Here is an 18,692-nt window from a genome sequence, read left to right as displayed (position 1 = left end):
AAATTGGAGCTTTTTAATGTGTGGAATTATTGGAATTCTTGGAAATAAATCTGTTGCATCCTATTTGATTGATGGCTTGAAACGTCTTGAGTATAGGGGATATGACTCGTCTGGTTTAGCGACAGTGCATAATGGATGTCTTCGTCGCGTTCGGGCTGAAGGTAAATTAGTTCATTTAGAAGAAAAATTAGGAAAAACACCCTTGGAAGGTAATTTAGGAATTGGTCATACTCGCTGGGCTACGCATGGGATTGCTGTAGAGCGAAATGCTCATCCTCATATGACTGAGAAACTTGCAGTTGTTCATAATGGCATTATTGAAAATTTTGTAGAACTACAAAAGGAACTCGTTGGGGAGGGTTATACCTTCGAAACAGAAACGGATACTGAGGTTATTGCTCATTTGATTACGCGCGAATTGAAAAAGGGTCTTTCTCCACAGGAAGCAACGTATACAGGTTGGAAAAAACTCCAGGGTGCTTTTGCTTTTTCTCTTATTTTTGAAGGCGAAGACAATCTTATGATTGCTGTTCGCTCTGGACCACCATTAGTGATTGGTTATGGCAAAGATGAGTTTTTTGTGGGGTCTGATGCGATTGCTTTAGCTCCATTTACAAATCGTATAAGCTATCTGGAAGATGGAGATTATGCAGTTATCAAACGTGAAGGAATAAAAATTTACGATACGGATAATCGGCAAATAGAGCGCCCTATTACGACCTTATTTGAAGGGTCTTTGCTCGTTTCTAAAGGTCATCATCGTCATTTTATGCGTAAAGAAATATTTGAACAGCCTGAAGTTATTTCACATAATTTGACGCACTATCTTGATTTTAGACAAGGTATTCTGCTTGACAGTTTGATCGATTGGAGCAAGATTAACCGAGTATTATTCGCTAGTTGTGGGACGGCTTACTATTCAACTTTAGTTGCACGTTATTGGTTTGAAAATTTCGCTGCTTTAAGTATTGATAATGATGTAGCTTCTGAATTCCGTTATCGTGAACCACCGATAACATCTGATGTGTTATCAGTATTTGTTTCCCAGTCTGGAGAAACAGCTGATACTTTAGCATCTTTACGCTACTGCCGAAATCTTGGTATAAAAACAGCAACAGTTGTGAATGTTATGCAATCAACGATGGCAAGAGAAGCTGATTTTGTTTTACCAACCTTTGCAGGACCAGAAATTGGTGTTGCTTCGACAAAAGCCTTTACTTGTCAATTATCCACTCTTGCTGCAATGGCACTTAGTGCGGCTAAACAGCGTGGATATCTTCCGAAAATAACAGAACAGCAATTGGTTCAGCAATTAGCAGAAGTTCCTAGGATTTTAAATAAAGTTTTAAAGCTGGATGAAAAAATTGAAAAATTATGTCGTAGTTTAGTAAATGCAAAAGGCGTACTCTATCTTGGACGAGGTACTTCTTATCCAATTGCTTTAGAGGGAGCGCTCAAACTAAAAGAACTTTCTTATATTCATGCTGAAGGTTATGCTGCTGGTGAACTAAAACATGGGCCGATTGCGCTGATTGATGAAAAAATACCGGTTATTGTTGTAGCCCCTTATGATAAATGGTTTGGAAAAACTTTCTCTAATATGCAAGAGGTTGCTGCGCGCAATGGCCATATTATTTTGATAACGGATACAAGAGGAGAATCAGCAGCAACTCATTTTAACTCCTTATCGACTATTATTTTACCAGATGTTCCAGAGTTTATTGCTCCTATTATTTATGCTTTGCCTGTTCAGTTAATTGCTTATCATACAGCCGTTTTGTTGGGGACAGATGTTGATCAACCACGTAATTTAGCAAAATCAGTGACCGTTGAGTAAAAAATGATTTATTTTTTAAGAATTATAGAAGTGATAAATCAGTTTATTTTATCAATAATGACTTTTAAATATATCATCAACAGTAATCAGAGTGCTTTTAATAAGCTTTTTGATTTTATAAGAAGATATACTTTCTTTATGCTTATTGAAGTGGATAAAAGTCTTTTCTAATTAATTGGTTTTTTGTTGGTTGCGTTGACAAAACTATTAAAAAATTAACCTGCACGTAATAGCTGAAGAGCATCATCGCGTCCAAAAAGATAAAGAAGTAAACGCACAGCTTGTCCCTGTTCTGAAGAAAGATTAGGATCGCGTTGTAACAATAAATGTGCATTCTTTTTTGCTATAAGTAAAAGATTACGATGGACTGCAAGGTTTGCTATATAGAATTCAGGCATACCAGATTGTCGTGTTCCTAACAATTCGCCTTCACCCCGTAGACGCAAATCCTCTTCAGCAATTGTAAAACCATCTTCTGTATTTCGCATGATGTTGAGACGTGCTTCAGCTGTTTTGGTGAGAGGGCCTTTGTAGAGTAAAATACAGGAGGATTTTTTATTTCCTCGTCCAACACGTCCACGTAATTGGTGCAGTTGCGCTAAACCAAAATGCTCCGCATGCTCGATAACAATAATTGAAGCATCAGGAATATCAACTCCCACTTCAATGACTGTAGTCGCAACTAAAATGCATATATTAGCCTTTTTAAAGGATGTCATTACAGTTTCTTTTTCATCAGTAGACATTTTTCCATGTATCATACCGACACGAGTTCCAAACCGTTTTTGTAAGCTCGTAAAGCGACTTTCAATAGAAGTAAGCTGGAGAGTTTTGGATTCTTCCACAAGAGGACAGATCCAATAAATCTTTTCTTCTTTTTGTACTGCAGTAGCAATTCGTTCTATAAGTTCATTGATCCGTTCTGAAGGAATTGTTGCGGTTGTGATAGGATGCCGCCCAATTGGTTTATCTGTAATTTTTGATGCATCCATATCACCATAAGATGTTAGTATCAACGTACGTGGAATAGGCGTTGCTGTCATAACAAGCATGTCAGGTTTATTGCCTTTTGCAGTAAGGGTGAGACGTTGCTGCACACCAAAACGATGTTGCTCATCAATAATAGCTAGCGCAAGGTTATTATAAGTGACATGCTCCTGTATCAAAGCATGGGTACCGATAATGATAGAAGCTTCTCCTGATAAAATAGTGTCAAGAATTCTTGCGCGTACTTTTCCTTTTTCTCGCCCAGTTAATAGGGCTGTTTGTAAACCGATTTTTTCAGCAAGGGGAGTGATTGTAGCAAAGTGTTGTCGCGCAAGAACTTCTGTTGGAACCATTAAGGCTGATTGCCCTGAATTTTCGGCAATTTGAGCTATTGCCATCAGTGCAACTACGGTTTTTCCTGTTCCCACATCACCTTGAAGAAGTCTTAACATGGGTTCAGGTGAAGCTAAATCATTTTCGATATCTTTTATTGCTTTTATTTGTCCATTTGTAAGCTGAAAGGGTAGAATTTCAAGTAATTTTTTAGTATAAGTACCTGTCGGTGGGCGAGAAGTACCTGAAAGTGATTTAGTCTCTAGGCGTACAAGGCCAAGAGCTATTTGGTTAGCAAAAAATTCATCATAAGCAAGACGCTTACGTGCTGTACTTTCTAGAGTAAGATCATCAGGGTTGATAGGGTCGTGAATACGGCGTAAAGAAACAGCAAAAGAAGAAAAGTTATGCTCCTTTTTTATACTTTCTTCTATCCATTCTGGCAAAGAAGGAATAGAATCAAGAGCTTTTTTCGTTGCTCGTCTTAGTGTCTTTGTAGAAAGACCCGCAGTAGAGGGATAAATAGGTTCAATAAATGGCATCTGATCGAGTTGTTCATAAAAAAGTATATGATCAGGGTGAATCATTGAAAGCTGCCCTTTAAACCGTTCTACTTTACCTGATACGACTACTTTTTTTCCTTTTGGCAATTGCTTCTCTAGCCAAGAGCGTTGAGCGTGAAAAAATATTAAATTTATTATACCTGTTTGATCATAACCAATGACACGATAAGGTGCTCGACTATGATTCGTTGGTGGTATATGTTGATCGATAATAATTTCAAGAGTAACAATATCTCCTTCTTGTGCGGAAAAAATATTTGGTTGTTTTCTGCGGTCTATAACAGAATGAGGCATCAATCGGAGAAGATCAATAAGAGTAGGTTCGCGTTGCCCAAGGTTAATATTTAAAACTTTAGCAAATAAAGAACATATTTTTGTATTAACTCCAGCGAGGGTGTTAATAGGGGTAAAAAGGGGATTCAGAAGGCTTGGACGCATACGAAAATTTAGCTTTCTTTGTTTTTTTCTAGTATTTAGAAAGAACTTTTTGAAGATAAATCACTCAGTATATAAAAAATAGTTGCATTATTGTTTTCTTAAGACATGTATCATGGAATTAAATAGTCCGATAATGAAGAAAATAAGAACATGATAAAAAGATAATCAACATTAATCGTTTTATATGGTACTCTACCTTATTTATATATTTTTTTATTGTGGCTATAGTCATTTGTTTGATGGTCATTTATCGATCTCAATGAGATTAGCCCGTCTTCTGGATATTCTAGAGTGCTAGAATTGTGGCTTTGGTGTAAGCCAAAATTGTTTTTACAAGAATAAAAATTGCAATTTGGTATCTATTTTAATGGGAAATAGTGCAAGTGTTAGGAAAAAAAAGAAAAACATCCGATAACAAAAATTCTCTCCCTCGCTTTATTCACTTGAGGGTGCACTCAGCTTATTCGCTTCTTGAAGGTGCTTTAAAAATCAAACAAATCATTCAGCATGCCATTTCTGATCGTATGCCTGCCATAGCTATTACGGATACAAATAATTTATTTGGTGCTTTAGAGTTTTCACAATACTGTTTTTCTGATGGTATTCAACCTATTATTGGTTGTCAGCTTGCTATTGATTTTGGTGATGAAAATTGTAATTCACCTTTAACTAAATTGCGTCATTCTTCTGATTATTCTTCCATTGTATTATTTGCTGCGAGTGAAACAGGTTATTCACATTTGGTTCGACTTGTTAGTCGTGCATATCTTGATAAGAATGATACGGATCTTCCCCATATTAAAGCCGACTTTCTCTTAAGACACCATGAAGGAATTATTGCTTTAACTGGTGGACCAGGAGGGCCTATTAATTCGGCTTTAACTGAAGATAAAAAAGAACGAGCTATTGAGCGTTTAACTTATTTGAAGAAAATTTTTGGTGATCGTCTTTATATTGAATTACAACGGCATGGTTCTTATGATCGGAAAGTGGAAGAAGCGCTTATTGAACTAGCTTACACCTATGAGATTCCTCTTGTTGCTACTAATGAGGCATTTTTTCTCAATAAAGAAGGATATGCCGCTCATGATGCGCTCATGGCTGTTGCGGAAGGGAAAGTTGTTTCTAATCCAAATCGTAAACGTGTGACATTAGATCATTATTTAAAGTCACAAGATGAAATGGTTTCACTGTTTTTTGATCTTCCGGAAGCTTTGGAAAATAGTGTTGAGATTGCTTTACGATGTCATGCTTATGCACCAATTAGAAAACCGATTTTGCCTGGTTTTATAGAGCGATCTGCAGATACATCCTCTGTTTTAGAAGCAGAAGCTAAGGAATTATTAGATCAAGCCAAAGCCGGTTTAAAAATGCGTCTTGAGACAATTGGTTTAGCAGAAGGTTATACAATTGCAGATTATGAGCAGCGGCTTAATTATGAAATTTCAGTTATTACGCGGATGCAATTCTCTGGTTATTTTCTCATTGTTTCGGATTTTATCAAATGGGCAAAAGCTCATGATATTCCTGTTGGTCCAGGGCGTGGTTCTGGTGCTGGGTCGCTTGTTGCTTATGCGCTAACGATCACTGATGTTGATCCTTTACGTTTTTCTCTTTTATTTGAACGTTTTCTTAATCCAGATCGTGTCTCTATGCCAGATTTTGATATCGATTTTTGCCAAGAACGACGCGAAGAGGTTATTCGTTATGTTCAGCAAAAATATGGTTGCGATCAAGTCGCTCAGATTATCACATTCGGTAAATTGCAAGCACGTGCAGTATTGCGTGATGTTGGTCGTGTTTTAGAGGTACCTTATCGTCTGGTAGACTATCTGACAAAATTAGTTCCTGCTACTCCTGGTAGTAATATTGAGTTAGCACAAGCTATTATAGATGAACCAAAATTTGAAGAAGAAAAGAAAAAGGACCCTGTTATTGGGCGCATGTTAGATATAGCACTTCAGCTAGAAGGACTCTATCGTCATGCCTCTACTCATGCTGCAGGGATTGTTATTGGTGATCGTCCATTATCAGAACTTGTGCCGATGTATCGTGATCCGCGCTCTGATATGCCTGTAACTCAATTTAACATGAAATATGTTGAACAATCTGGATTAGTAAAATTTGATTTTTTAGGTTTAAAAACACTTACTGTTTTAAAGATGGCTGTTGATTTTGTTGCACGAAAAGGCACAAAGGTAGATTTATCGCATATTCCGCTTAATGATGAAGCAACTTATGCTATGATGTCACGCGGTGAAACAGTTGGCGTGTTTCAAGTTGAAAGTGCTGGTATGCGTAAGGCACTTATCGGTATGAGGCCAGATTGTATTGAAGATATTATTGCTCTTGTAGCGCTTTATCGTCCTGGTCCGATGGAGAATATTTCGACATATAATATACGCAAACATAAAGAAGAAGAAATTACCTCTATTCATCCTAAAATAGATCATTTAGTTAAAGAAACGCAAGGTGTTATTGTTTATCAAGAACAAGTGATGCAGATTGCTCAGGAGCTTGCTGGCTACTCACTCGGAGAAGCAGATTTATTGCGTAGAGCTATGGGTAAAAAAATTCATAAAGAAATGCAAGAACAACGTGCACGCTTTGTAAGTGGGGCTGTTGATGGTGGCCTTGATAAGGAGCAGGCTAATGTAATCTTTGATCTTTTAGCAAAATTTGCGGATTACGGTTTTAATAAGTCGCATGCTACCGCTTATGCGATTGTTTCTTATCATACAGCTTATATGAAGGCACACCATCCTGTAGAGTTTTTGGCTGCATCTATGACATATGATATGACAAATACAGATAAGCTCAATGATTTTCGACGCGAGGCATTAAGATTAGGAATTGAGGTTATTGCGCCCTGTGTGCAAACATCACACCGCATTTTTGAAGTTGGTGAGAATTGTATTTATTATTCCCTTTCTGCTGTTAAAGGAGTGGGAGATATGGTCGTTGATCATATTGTGGCTTGTCGTGGAGATAAGCCTTTTAGGGATCTAGAAGATTTTTGTGAACGTATTGATCCTCGTATTGTGAATAAACGTGCTATGGAGAGTTTGATTTACGCTGGCGCCTTTGATTGTTTTAATGTTGCTCGTGAAGTTCTATTAGCAAGCCTAGTAACTCTTAATGCACGTGCTCTTCGTATTCTTGATAATAATTCTAGTGGGCAAGTCGATATATTTGAGATGGTAGGTGGGTTAAAAGAGCCTTTGATTTTATCTCAAGCCTCTCCTTGGTCTGTTGCTGAGAAACTTCATTATGAATTTCAGGTAATAGGTTTTTATTTTTCTGCTCATCCTTTGAGTGAGTACCAAGATGTTCTTATTAAAAAACGTGTTCAGACTTGGAACAATTTTGCTGCTTCAGTTAAAGGGGGAGCTACTGCTGCTCGGCTTGCTGGAACTGTTGTAGCAAAACAAATTCGTAAAACAAAATCTGGTAAGAAAATGGGAGTTATCCAGTTTTCTGATACGAGTGGGCAATATGAAGCAGTTATATTTTCCGAAGGACTTTCTGTGTACGGAGATATGCTGGAGCTTGGAAAATCTTTTATCATTACAGTTATTGCAGAGGATCGCTCTGAAGGAATTAGTTTGCGTATTGAAACAATTCAGTCCTTAGAAGAACAAGCACTGCAATGTCATAAAATGATGCGCATTTTTCTAAAAACAATAGATACGCTATCACAAATTGAGCAGAATTTGAATTCTGAAGGCAAAGGAGAGGTAGCACTTATACTAATTCAAGAGGACGGCCTTCGAGAAGTTGAGATAGCTCTTCCAGAAAGGTATAAAGTGAATGCTCATGTAGTCAATGCTATAAAAGTTCTTTCTGGTGTTGTTGATGTCGAGTTAAGCTAAAGTTTATAGGATCAAGATTATTTTTTTGAGCAAGTAGTATTATATTTCTTTAGTGTTGTGAAAGTTATATTTTAAGTCATCTTGCAATATTAAAGTAAACTAGTATTAGCAAATTGACATTTGCAAAATAAACGCTTTATTTGCTTTACAAATTGTATTATTGACGTTTAGAATTTTTTTATATTTACTATGAAAATAGAAGCGTAATTTTGGTTTCTCAAGGCAATGAGACTATAACTTTTATAAATTTTTTACTTAATGCTTTTTAATATTATTTTTCGTCAGGTTCATGGCGTCATAAGAGTATAGCCAATCAAGGCGAGACATAATATTTTCTGGTGTATGAATTTTCATAAAGAAATTACGTGCAATTGCTATCGGCCCAGTTGCATGATAAACAAATCTATTAAAATCTCCACGTTTTTTTACAGCAGTAATACGTGGCTTGCGTATTTTTTCATAAAGTGCAGTGGCTTCAGCGAGTGAGAGATCATCCAAAGAGAGTACTTCTGCTAATGTGGCAGCATCCTCTATTGCCATAGCGGCACCTTGTGCTGCGAAGGGTAAAAATGCATGGGCACAATCGCCTAAAAAGACTTGCTGTTGTAAACCTAAAAAACGATTATGATTCATTTGAAATAATGGCCAATAGCTCCACTCATCAATGTGATCAAAAATTTGCAGAATTTTTGGATTCCAATCATTAAAAAGAGATTTGAGCTTCTCTTTATTTCCTGTTTTCTTCCATCTTTTTCCTAGATTTTCTCCATGAGTGATGGCTACGAAATTGAATGTTTTTATTGACTGAATGGGATAGGCAACAAGGTGATTTTTAGGTCCCATCCAAGCAGTAATTGTTTTTATATTTTGTAATAAAGAACAAAATTTGGGAGAAAGATTCTCAAATGATTTTGTCGCTCGCCATGCGATGAAGTTAGTGAAACTAGCTTTTTCATGAAAGGGGGAAAACTGTCGCAATGTTGACCAAACACCATCACATCCAATGAGAAGTGGCGTTGAATAAAATTGATATCGTTGTACTCCAGTTTTTTTTTCTATTGTGATTGTTTTTATTTTAATATTATCCCCTGTAGATTGAGCAGATGATATGATGCTTTCTCCCATTTTGTATTTAATAAGAGGGTTCTTAATAACAGCATTGTATAAAACGTTCTGTAAATCAGCTCGATGAATTGTAATATAAGGAGATTTCCAGCGCTTTTCAGATAAGTTAATAAGGTCTACATGTAAATGCGTTTTCAAAGATATACCATCTTTTAATTCAAGAAAACGCGGTTTAATACCTAATTTAATAAGTGTATTAAGAATTCCCCAACGGTCAAGAATGCGTGTTGCATTTGGAGTAAGTTGGATACCAGAACCAATACTATCAAGTTGCTTCCGCTTCTCAATAATAGTACTTGCAATTCCTTTATGAGCAAGCGCTAAAGCAGAGCTTAATCCCGCAATGCCTGCTCCAATGATAATTGGAGATTGATCTTTTAGCTGTTTCATATCAAAGAAAAAGAGAATCTTTTTATAAAGAATCTTCAAGATGATATGTACATCCTATAGGATTTGTCTGATTATGTGGTAGTGTATGATTATAGCGATAAAGTGTTGAACAATAGGGGCAAATTTTTTCATCAGCTGCTCCCATTTCAAGAAAAATATGGGGATGATCGAATGGTTGCGTAGCCCCTATACACATAAATTCTTTTACACCAATTTCAATTGTTTTGTATCCATTATCATTTTGAAAATACGGAATATTGTAATCAGCCATAATGCGTAAACTCCAGATAAATTATCTTAATAAGGTATGATTTAAATCATGTGTTTTAATTATTAATTTGTAATACGATACACTATAATACAAGATGCTTTTTCAGATAACTTATAAATGAAGGTAGATTCAATGATTTTAAAATATTCATATAGTTAATATGGAGAAAGTTAGTCATTATATTATATGATTGAGCTTGGACTTTTGAAATTTTTGCAGTTTACAAAATTTAATAAAAAATAGATAAAATTAGGATCGTATCTTCATAAGAGCGGGATTTTTATTTTGTAAAGGTTTCTATAAAATATAAAGAATCTTAACTGGATATATGAAACAAACGCTGACAGATCAAATTACTATGCGGGATATAACGATGGACAATCCAGCGCGATTTGTTAATCGCGAGTTTTCATGGTTACAATTTAATAATCGTGTTTTAATGGAAGCTGCAAATTCGAAGAATCCTTTATTGGAACGGATACAATTTCTTTCGATTTCAGCAACTAATCTTGATGAGTTCTTTATGGTTCGTGTTGCTGGTCTTGCTGCCCAAATTCGTGCAGGGATTACAGAATGTAGTGCAGACGGACGTACACCGCAGGAACAGTTGGATTTTGTATTAACTGAGATTGCATATTTACAAGCTAATCAGCAACAAGAATTACGTACCTTGCGTTATGAGCTAAAACAAAATAATATTGAAATTATCTGTTCTAATAAGCTTTCAGAAGTTGAAAAATTGTGGCTTGAAAGGTATTTTTTAAAGGAAGTTTTTCCTGTTTTAGCACCTTCTCTTATTGATTCTATACACTCTTTCCCTTTTGTTCCTAATTTAGGTTTTTCCCTTGCATTTCAATTATTACGGCGCGTTGATCAGCGTTCTATAATGGTGTTTTTACCTGTCCCTAATACTTTGAAGCGTTTTATACTTCTTCCTCAAGAGGAAAATAGTTTTCGTTTTATTTTATTTGAAGATCTTGTCTGTCTTTTTATTGATCGTTTATTTCCTGGTTATGACAACAATGGGGCTGGAACATTTAGAATTATCCGCGATAGTGATATTGAAGTAGAAGAGGAAGCAGAAGACCTTGTTCGTTTTTTTGAAACTGCTTTAAAAAAACGTCGTCGTGGAGAAGTTATTCGAATTGAATTTAATATGAAAATGCCTGAAAATTTACGTCAATTTATAACGGATTCACTTAGAGTACCTAGTCATTGTGTGACTGTTATCAATGGTTTATTAGCACTGAATATGATTTCAGAAATTGTTTCTATTCCACGTGATGATTTAAAATTTATTCCTTATAATCCTCGTATTCCAGAATGTATTTGTGAGCATGGCGGTGATTGTTTTGCAGCTATTCGTGAAAGCGATATTGTTATTCATCATCCTTATGAAACATTTGATGTTGTTGTACAATTTTTACGTCAGGCTGCCAATGATCCTAATGTAATTGAAATCAAGCAAACTCTTTATCGTACATCAAATGATAGTCCGATTGTTAGTGCTCTTATTCATGCTGCTGAACGAGGTAAGTCGGTGACAGCTTTGGTAGAATTAAAAGCGCGTTTTGATGAAGAGGCTAATATTCGCTGGGCACGTGATCTTGAATGTGCAGGAGTTCAAGTAATTTTTGGTTTTATTGAATTAAAAACACATGCCAAAATGTCTTTAGTGGTAAGAGATGAAGAGAACTGTCGTCGCTTTTATGTTCATCTTGGAACTGGAAATTATCATCCAATTACTGCTAAAATGTATACCGATCTTTCCTTTTTTACAACTGATGATGACATTGCTCGTGATGTCGAACTGCTCTTTAATTATCTTACCGAATATGCACAGCCAAATAAATCAATGAAAATAGCTTTTTCACCATTAACATTGCGTAGTTGTATTCTTGAACATATCAAAAAGGAAATTACCAACGCACAACAAGGGCGGATAGCTGCTATTTGGATGAAGGTGAACTCATTGGTTGATCCTGAAATCATTGATGCTTTATACTACGCTAGTCAAATGGGGGTGCAGATTGATTTGGTTGTGCGTGGTATATGTTGTTTACGTCCTGGTATTCCAGGGATTTCAGATAATATTCGTGTGAAATCAATTGTAGGACGGTTTCTTGAGCATAGTCGCATTTTCTGTTTTGGTAATGGTGAGAATTTGCCAAATGAGAATGCTATTGTTTATTTGGGGTCAGCTGATATGATGCCTCGTAATCTTGATCATCGTGTTGAAGTATTGGTTCCAGTTTTAAATAAAATAGTTCATCAACAAGTTCTTTCAAAAATTATGTTGGCTAATATTATTGATAACCAACAAAGCTTTGATATATTGGCTGATGGAACATCAAGACGTAGAACGCTGCGAAAAGGTGAAAAGCTATTTAACGCGCAGGAGTATTTTATGAGTAATATGCTTTTTTTTGAGTATGAAAATTTTTTTCAGATTTCTACTTCACATTTAATTGAGTTGCTTCAGTAGCAGACGAAAACACGTAAAGACTGAAATATCGAATGACATATACAAATACTCAAGGTTGGCTGAAAGGGTGTAAACCCATTGCAGTTATCGACATTGGCTCAAATTCTGTTCGACTTGTTATTTATGAAGGCCTTGTACGTTCACCGGCAGTTTTATTTAACGAAAAGATTTTTTGTGGTCTTGGTCAAGGTGTTGCAAAAACTGGAGCTTTGGAAGAAAAATCAATTGAGGTGGCACTACAAACATTGAAACGATTTTATGCTGTCTGTCAACAGGTTGGTGCAGATGAAATCTATACTTTAGCAACAGCAGCAGTACGAGAGGCAAAAAATGGATTGGCTTTTATTCAAAGTGCTGAAAGTATTTTACAAAATAAAATATATGTTCTTTCGGGGGGTGAAGAAGCTATTTATTCAGCTTACGGAGTTATTTCTACCTTTTATCGGCCAGATGGTATTTCTGGTGATCTTGGTGGTGGAAGTCTTGAACTTATTGATATTCATGATTCTAATGTAGGTGAAGGGATAACATTGCCATTAGGCAGTTTACGATTGCAATATTTGTCAAATAATGATTTTATTTTAGCAAAAAAAATTGTTCATGAGCAACTTTGTAAATCTTCTATTGTTATGCGTAAAGATACAGCTCATTGTTTTTATGCTGTAGGAGGAACTTGGCGTAACCTTGCAAAATTATATATGGTCATTAAAAATTATCGGTTACCTGTTATGCATGGCTATGAGGTTGATGCACAGGAGATGAAGGAATTTTTGCTTCTTGTTATCAATGGTTGTATTGACAAGATAAAAGAAATTTCAGTTATTCCTCAAAAACGTCGTCAGCTTTTAGCATATGGAGCAATTGTTCTTATTGAATTGATTCAATACATGAATTTTAAAAAAATAGCTTTTTCTGGAGCAGGGGTTCGCGAAGGTTTTCTTTATTCAAAATTACCACGAGAAGATCGTGTTTCCGATCCATTAATTACAGCATGTTTAAAAATGGCTATCTTAAGAGCACGCTCACCCAAGCAAGCAAGTGAACTGATTGATTTTACCACAGGTGCATTTGAAGCTTTTGGAATTTTAGAAACTGAAAATGAATGTCGTTATCGTAAAGCTGCTTGTCTCCTTTCTGATATTGGTTGGCGTATACATCCAGATCATCGGGGTAATGAATCAGCCAATCAGATAGCATTAGGATCTTATCCAGGAATTTCACATAAGGGCCGTATTTATGCTGCATTAGCAGTTTTTTTCCGTAATACAGGCTTATCATTTAATAAGGAAGCTCCTGAGATTCTTAAATTAGCAACTAGCGATATTGTTGAAAAAGCAAGAATCCTTGGTGGAATTATGCGTATCGCTAATCTTTTTAGTGCTTCTACTGCAGGAATTTTACCTAATTTATCATGGCAAAAGAAGCTAGACAATATTGTATTACATATTCCAGTACGCTATGCAAATTTAATAAGCGAGCGGCCTTATAAATGCTTACAGCAATTATCAAAAATAACTAAATTTCCCTTAGCTTTTGAAGTTTTTTGATTCCTTTGCAAGGTGAAGAATCAAAATATCTATTATAATATTTTTATATTTATAAACTAAAGTTTTTTGATCGTTACTTCTCCATTGTTATAATAAAATGCTATTTGACCTTTTAACATTTGTTCAGCTTTTTGACCAAAAATTTCATAACGCCAACCATTCATAGCAGGGATATTATGAATAATATTGCCATTAGAAATTTTTTCTAAATCACTAGACGTTGCAATAATTTGAGGTGCAATATTATTTTCATTTGCAACAAGCTTTAATAATACTTTAAGAAGATCAATTGTAACAGCTGTTTTATCATCAATAGCATTATACTTGGGAAGGGCAGGTAAAGTAGCAAGATCAGCTTTTAAGCCTTGGTGTATGGCTTTGATTAATGTATGTACAGCTGGTGAATGATGCCAGCTTTTGTTAATGCTACGTAAACGATACAGAGCAGCTTCATCCTTTGGTTGTTGGATTGCAATTTCAATAAGACATTCATCTTTCATTATATGGCGACGAGGGACATTATATTGGCGTGCTTCACGTTCACGCCAAGCTGCTATTTTTTGCAATACGGCGAGTTCGCGTTTTTTTGTGATTCTTCCTTTTACTTTTTTCCAAGCTTCATTTTCTGGTATATCATATGTTGTCGGTGTTAAGAGGAGTGTCATTTCATCATGCATCCAATGAGTACGTTTTTTTTCCTCTAATTGTTTTTTTAGTGCAAGATAGACGTCTCTTAGATAAGTAACATCAGAAACTGCGTAGAGCAGTTGCTTTTCAGAAAGGGGGCGACAGCTCCAGTCTGTAAAACGAGATGATTTATCAAGGTGATGTCCAGTGCAACGTTGTACAATTTGATCATAGGAAATAGAATCACCAAATCCACAGATTGATCCTGCTACTTGCGTATCAAAGAGGGGAGAGGGAATAATTCCTCCGAGATGATAAATAATTTCGATATCTTGGCGTGCAGCGTGAAAAACTTTAACAACTTTTTTATCAATCATTAGATCAAAAAATGGTTGTAGATTAATATCTTGTACCATTGGATCAATAAGTATTGTAATATCTTGTGATGCAACTTGAATCAGGCAGAGCTGAGGCCAGAAGGTTGTTTCACGTATAAATTCAGTATCTACTGTTACAAAATTAGATTTGCGCAAAGCGGCAATAGAAATTTCAAGATCTATAGTGTTTGTAATAAGTTCCATTATTTTATTATAGCTAAGTAGATTAAATTTGTCTTTTATTGTATTTTTTTTTAGTCTTTTTAATCATACCTTGACAAATGATTGTTAAAAAGCGTTTGTAACGTATGTAAGGTAATTTACAACCAAAGGAAAAAATATGCACCGTTACCGCAGTCATAATTGCGCTGCTCTTCGTAAATGCGATATGGGAAGGCAGGTTCGCCTTTCTGGGTGGATTCATCGTGTCCGTGATCATGGTGGAATTCTTTTTATTGATCTACGAGATCATTTTGGAATTACACAAATTGTTGTTGATCCTAATTCACCAGCATTTACAATTATAGAAAAGGTGCGTTCTGAATGGGTCATTCGTGTAGATGGAGAAGTACGTGCTCGTGCTGATGAAGTTATTAATACAGCTCTCCCAACGGGTGAAATTGAAATTTTTGCGAAAGAAGTTGAAATTCTTTCAAAAGCTGATGAACTTCCTTTACCAGTTTTTGGTGAGCCTGATTATCCTGAAGATATTCGACTAAAGTATCGTTTTCTTGATTTACGTCGAGAGACTATGCACAAAAATATAATGCGTCGTACTGAGATTATTGCTTCAATAAGGCGGCATATGCAAGATTGCGCTTTTACAGAATTTACTACACCAATTTTAACAGCTTCATCTCCAGAAGGAGCACGTGATTTTTTGGTTCCAAGCCGTATTCATCAGGGAAAATTTTATGCATTACCTCAGGCACCTCAACAGTATAAGCAGTTGTTGATGATGTCTGGTTTTGATCGTTATTTTCAAATAGCTCCATGTTTTAGAGATGAAGATCCACGAGCAGATCGTTTACCAGGTGAGTTTTACCAATTAGATATTGAAATGAGTTTTGTTGAACAGGAAGATATTCTTGTAACTATGGAGCCCATTATACGCTCTATTTTTGAGGAATTTGCAGATGGAAAGTCTGTGACGCAAAATTTTCCTCGTATTTCATATGATGAAGCAATGCAGAAGTATGGTTCAGATAAACCTGATTTGCGTAATCCAATTATTATGGAAGATGTTTCTCAGCATTTCCGGGATTCTGGTTTTAAGGTTTTCTCTCAGATTTTAGCGAGCGATCAGAATGCATGTATTTGGGCTATTCCTGCAAAAAATGGAGGTAGTCGTGCTTTTTGTGACCGCATGAATGCATGGGCTCAGGGTGAAGGGCAACCAGGTCTTGGTTACATTTTTTGGCGTGAAGAAAATGGAAATTTTGAAGGAGCCGGCCCTATTGCTAAAAACATTGGTGAGCAAAGATCCGAAGCTATTCGTGTGCAACTTGGACTTGAAAGTGGTGATGCTTGTTTTTTTGTTGCAGGAGATCCAAAGAAATTTGCATCTTTTTCTGGAGCAGCACGTACACGGATAGGAGAGGAATTAGGACTTATTGATCGAGAATGTTTTTCTTTTGCTTGGATTATTGACTTTCCATTTTTTGAATGGAATGAAGACGAAAAAAAACTTGATTTTGCGCATAATCCTTTTTCAATGCCTCAAGGTGGTAAAAATGCTCTTGATTCTCAAGATCCTCTTTCTTTGAAAGCTTTTCAGTATGATCTTGTTTGCAATGGTTATGAAATTGCATCAGGTGGAATTCGTAATCATTCACCGGAAATGATGCTTAAAGTTTTTAATCTTGCAGGTCTTTCTCAAGAGGTTGTGGAAGAGCGCTTTGGTGGTCTTTATCGTGCATTTCATTATGGTGCACCACCACATGGCGGTATGGCAGCAGGTATTGATCGCATCGTTATGCTTTTGCAAGGTGTAAAAAATTTACGCGAAGTTTCTTTATTTCCAATGAATCAGCAAGCGCTTGATCTTTTAATGAGTGCTCCATCCGATGTGTCTGCTGTGCAGTTAAGTGATCTAGGGATTCGAATTACCCCAACAGTTAAAAATAATTAAGGGAGCTGAATTACACTATTTATGTATGTAACTTTGGATAAAATATCTATAATCTAACCAACTTTTACAAATCCGTGCCCTATTAACTGCTCAACAAACAGCTCAAGCAACAAAAATGGCAGCTGAACTAGATGAAAAAGCACGTACTGATGCTAGAGTAAAACAACAGACTACTTGGAAGTTTATACCAAGTGCTCCAAGAAATTGGCTCGACTATGATTTTGGAACAACAACCTATGATTATGAAACACCAAGTGATTAGTATGAGATATAAACTTACTTTAGGTCTCTTAATAACAGTTGGAACAGTAATATTTGTTGATTCAGCAATGGCGGAACAGCTTACCAGTAATGGAATAATGGATGACGTATTGGAACATTTTCATAACGCAGCTTTTATATGGAGAGAAACAATTACAACGGCCGCATCTCGGTTCTTTTGGGCATTAACTACGATTTCAATGGTCTGGACATTTGGCATGATGGCTTTGCGCAAAGCCGACATTGGCGAATTTTTTGCAGAATTTGTTCGTTTCACCATGTTCACTGGTTTTTATTGGTGGCTTTTGACAAATGCTACTGATGGCATGAACATTGCAGGTACTATAATAAAATCATTACAAACTCTAGGCGCTCAAGCAAGTAACTTACATATGAAAGCTTTTACACCATCCAGCGTTATTGATGTAGGATTTCAGATATTTCATAATACTATATCGAATGTTTCGTGGATGAGTCCATTTAGTTCATTGGGTGCTTTTTTATTGGCTGCTAGCGTTTTGATTATTGTAGCATTAGTTGCGATCAATCTACTTCTTGTCATGGTGTCAGCTTGGATTCTACTATATGCTGGTGTTTTTTTTCTCGGTTTTGGTGGAAGCCGTTGGACTTCTGATATAGCTATCAACTACTACAAAACAGTGTTGAGCATTGCTGTTCAACTCATGTCAATGATACTATTGATTGCAATTGGCCAGACTTTTCTTAATCACTATTATACACAAATAAGTAAAGGCATAACTTTGCAAGAATTGGCTGTTATATTGGTTATTTCTTTAACCTTGTTATCCTTAGTCAATAAGGTTCCTCTAATGATTTCTGGAATTATGACAGGTGCCAATTTAGGTGCAATCGGTAACACAGTGGGTGTCGGCACAGCAATAAGCGCCACTGCGGCAGCAGCCACAGGGGCAGTGATGACCGGTAAAGCGGTAGCAGGAGCTGTTTCCGAAGTAGCTGGTGGTGCGTCTGCTCTTAAAGCCGCATACCAAAAAGCAGCATCTTCTATGAATTTTAGTAATGATACGCCAAGAATTGGTGATGTACTTAAACAAAGCAAAAACAGTGATAAGGGTCAGGAAGTGGCCACTATGAGCAGTTCACCATATGCCCAAGCTGCCGGTTATGCCAATATGGATAGTTCTTCAAATATTAGAGGTTTTGACACAGTGGTTCAAGCCGCTAAATTGGCCACAGGAACCACTTCAGAATTGGCCAAAGGCATTGGCTCACAAATAAAGAAAGGATTACAAGAACGAATTAAAGAGACGACAGGTGGAAAAATCGCTCAATCTATCCGTGAAAGCATGGAGCCCAAAGAAGAGAGCCAAGAAAATCAATTCTGGGAAAATAGCTTGAGCAAAGCTGATATAAACGACGAAGTTGCAGCATTCGTGAACAAAAGAGATTAATCAATAGGAGCATATTTC

At 36.3% G+C, this 18,692-nt stretch carries 11 protein-coding genes; 7 read left to right on the top strand and 4 right to left on the bottom strand.

Annotated features, from left to right (window positions below; all coding sequences use genetic code 11):
- Window positions 1-16: 16 nt before the first annotated feature.
- On the top strand, window positions 17-1,837 hold the full coding sequence (gene glmS / locus B11cv2_RS03410) for a glutamine--fructose-6-phosphate transaminase (isomerizing) (RefSeq protein WP_100693320.1): 1,821 nt from the start codon (window positions 17-19) through the stop codon (window positions 1,835-1,837).
- Window positions 1,838-2,052: 215 nt separating this feature from the next.
- Here glmS and recG read toward each other — a convergent pair whose 3' ends face one another.
- Window positions 2,053-4,158, bottom strand: a complete 2,106-nt coding sequence (gene recG, locus B11cv2_RS03405; protein ID WP_100693319.1) for an ATP-dependent DNA helicase RecG — start codon at window positions 4,156-4,158, stop codon at window positions 2,053-2,055.
- A gap of 383 nt (window positions 4,159-4,541) precedes the next feature.
- Between recG and dnaE the strand changes: the two genes are divergently transcribed.
- Entirely contained in the window at window positions 4,542-8,030 is a 3,489-nt protein-coding gene (gene dnaE, locus B11cv2_RS03400) for a DNA polymerase III subunit alpha (RefSeq protein WP_100693948.1), read from the top strand.
- Window positions 8,031-8,285: 255 nt separating this feature from the next.
- Here the strand turns inward: dnaE and B11cv2_RS03395 are convergent, their stop codons facing one another.
- Window positions 8,286-9,545: an FAD-binding protein gene (locus tag B11cv2_RS03395; RefSeq protein ID WP_100693947.1), complete on the bottom strand. Its 1,260-nt coding sequence runs from the start codon at window positions 9,543-9,545 to the stop codon at window positions 8,286-8,288.
- A gap of 22 nt (window positions 9,546-9,567) precedes the next feature.
- Window positions 9,568-9,816 (bottom strand): zinc-finger domain-containing protein, encoded by a 249-nt coding sequence (locus tag B11cv2_RS03390; protein WP_100693318.1) that lies wholly within the window; start codon window positions 9,814-9,816, stop codon window positions 9,568-9,570.
- 328 nt (window positions 9,817-10,144) lie between these two features.
- On the opposite strand from B11cv2_RS03390, the gene B11cv2_RS03385 reads away from it, so the two are divergent.
- Window positions 10,145-12,301 (top strand): RNA degradosome polyphosphate kinase, encoded by a 2,157-nt coding sequence (locus B11cv2_RS03385; protein ID WP_100693317.1) that lies wholly within the window; start codon window positions 10,145-10,147, stop codon window positions 12,299-12,301.
- A 32-nt stretch (window positions 12,302-12,333) separates the two neighbouring features.
- On the top strand, window positions 12,334-13,848 hold the full coding sequence (locus B11cv2_RS03380; RefSeq protein ID WP_100693316.1) for a Ppx/GppA family phosphatase: 1,515 nt from the start codon (window positions 12,334-12,336) through the stop codon (window positions 13,846-13,848).
- Between the two features lie 56 nt (window positions 13,849-13,904).
- On the opposite strand, the gene rnd is transcribed toward B11cv2_RS03380, so the two are convergent.
- Window positions 13,905-15,059: a ribonuclease D gene (gene rnd / locus B11cv2_RS03375; RefSeq protein WP_100693315.1), complete on the bottom strand. Its 1,155-nt coding sequence runs from the start codon at window positions 15,057-15,059 to the stop codon at window positions 13,905-13,907.
- Between the two features lie 133 nt (window positions 15,060-15,192).
- Here rnd and aspS point away from each other — a divergent pair, with 133 nt between their 5' ends.
- The 3 genes from aspS (at window position 15,193) to trbL (ending at window position 18,674) form a co-directional block, all read left to right on the top strand.
- Entirely contained in the window at window positions 15,193-16,983 is a 1,791-nt protein-coding gene (gene aspS, locus B11cv2_RS03370; protein ID WP_100693314.1) for an aspartate--tRNA ligase, read from the top strand.
- Window positions 16,984-17,098: 115 nt separating this feature from the next.
- Complete coding sequence (locus B11cv2_RS07140; RefSeq protein ID WP_158521544.1) at window positions 17,099-17,245, top strand: hypothetical protein; 147 nt, start codon at window positions 17,099-17,101, stop codon at window positions 17,243-17,245.
- Window positions 17,220-18,674, top strand: coding sequence for a P-type conjugative transfer protein TrbL (gene trbL, locus B11cv2_RS03365; protein ID WP_245406994.1), 1,455 nt, complete (start codon window positions 17,220-17,222; stop codon window positions 18,672-18,674). The genes B11cv2_RS07140 and trbL overlap by 26 nt, the downstream gene beginning before the upstream one ends.
- The last annotated feature ends 18 nt before the right edge of the window (window positions 18,675-18,692 follow it).

Origin of the sequence: Bartonella sp. 1-1C (genome assembly GCF_002810325.1) — a bacterium.
Taxonomy (GTDB): domain Bacteria; phylum Pseudomonadota; class Alphaproteobacteria; order Rhizobiales; family Rhizobiaceae; genus Bartonella; species Bartonella rochalimae.
Note: the sequence above shows the minus strand (reverse complement) of the source record. Positions and strands in the feature narration are given on the sequence as shown.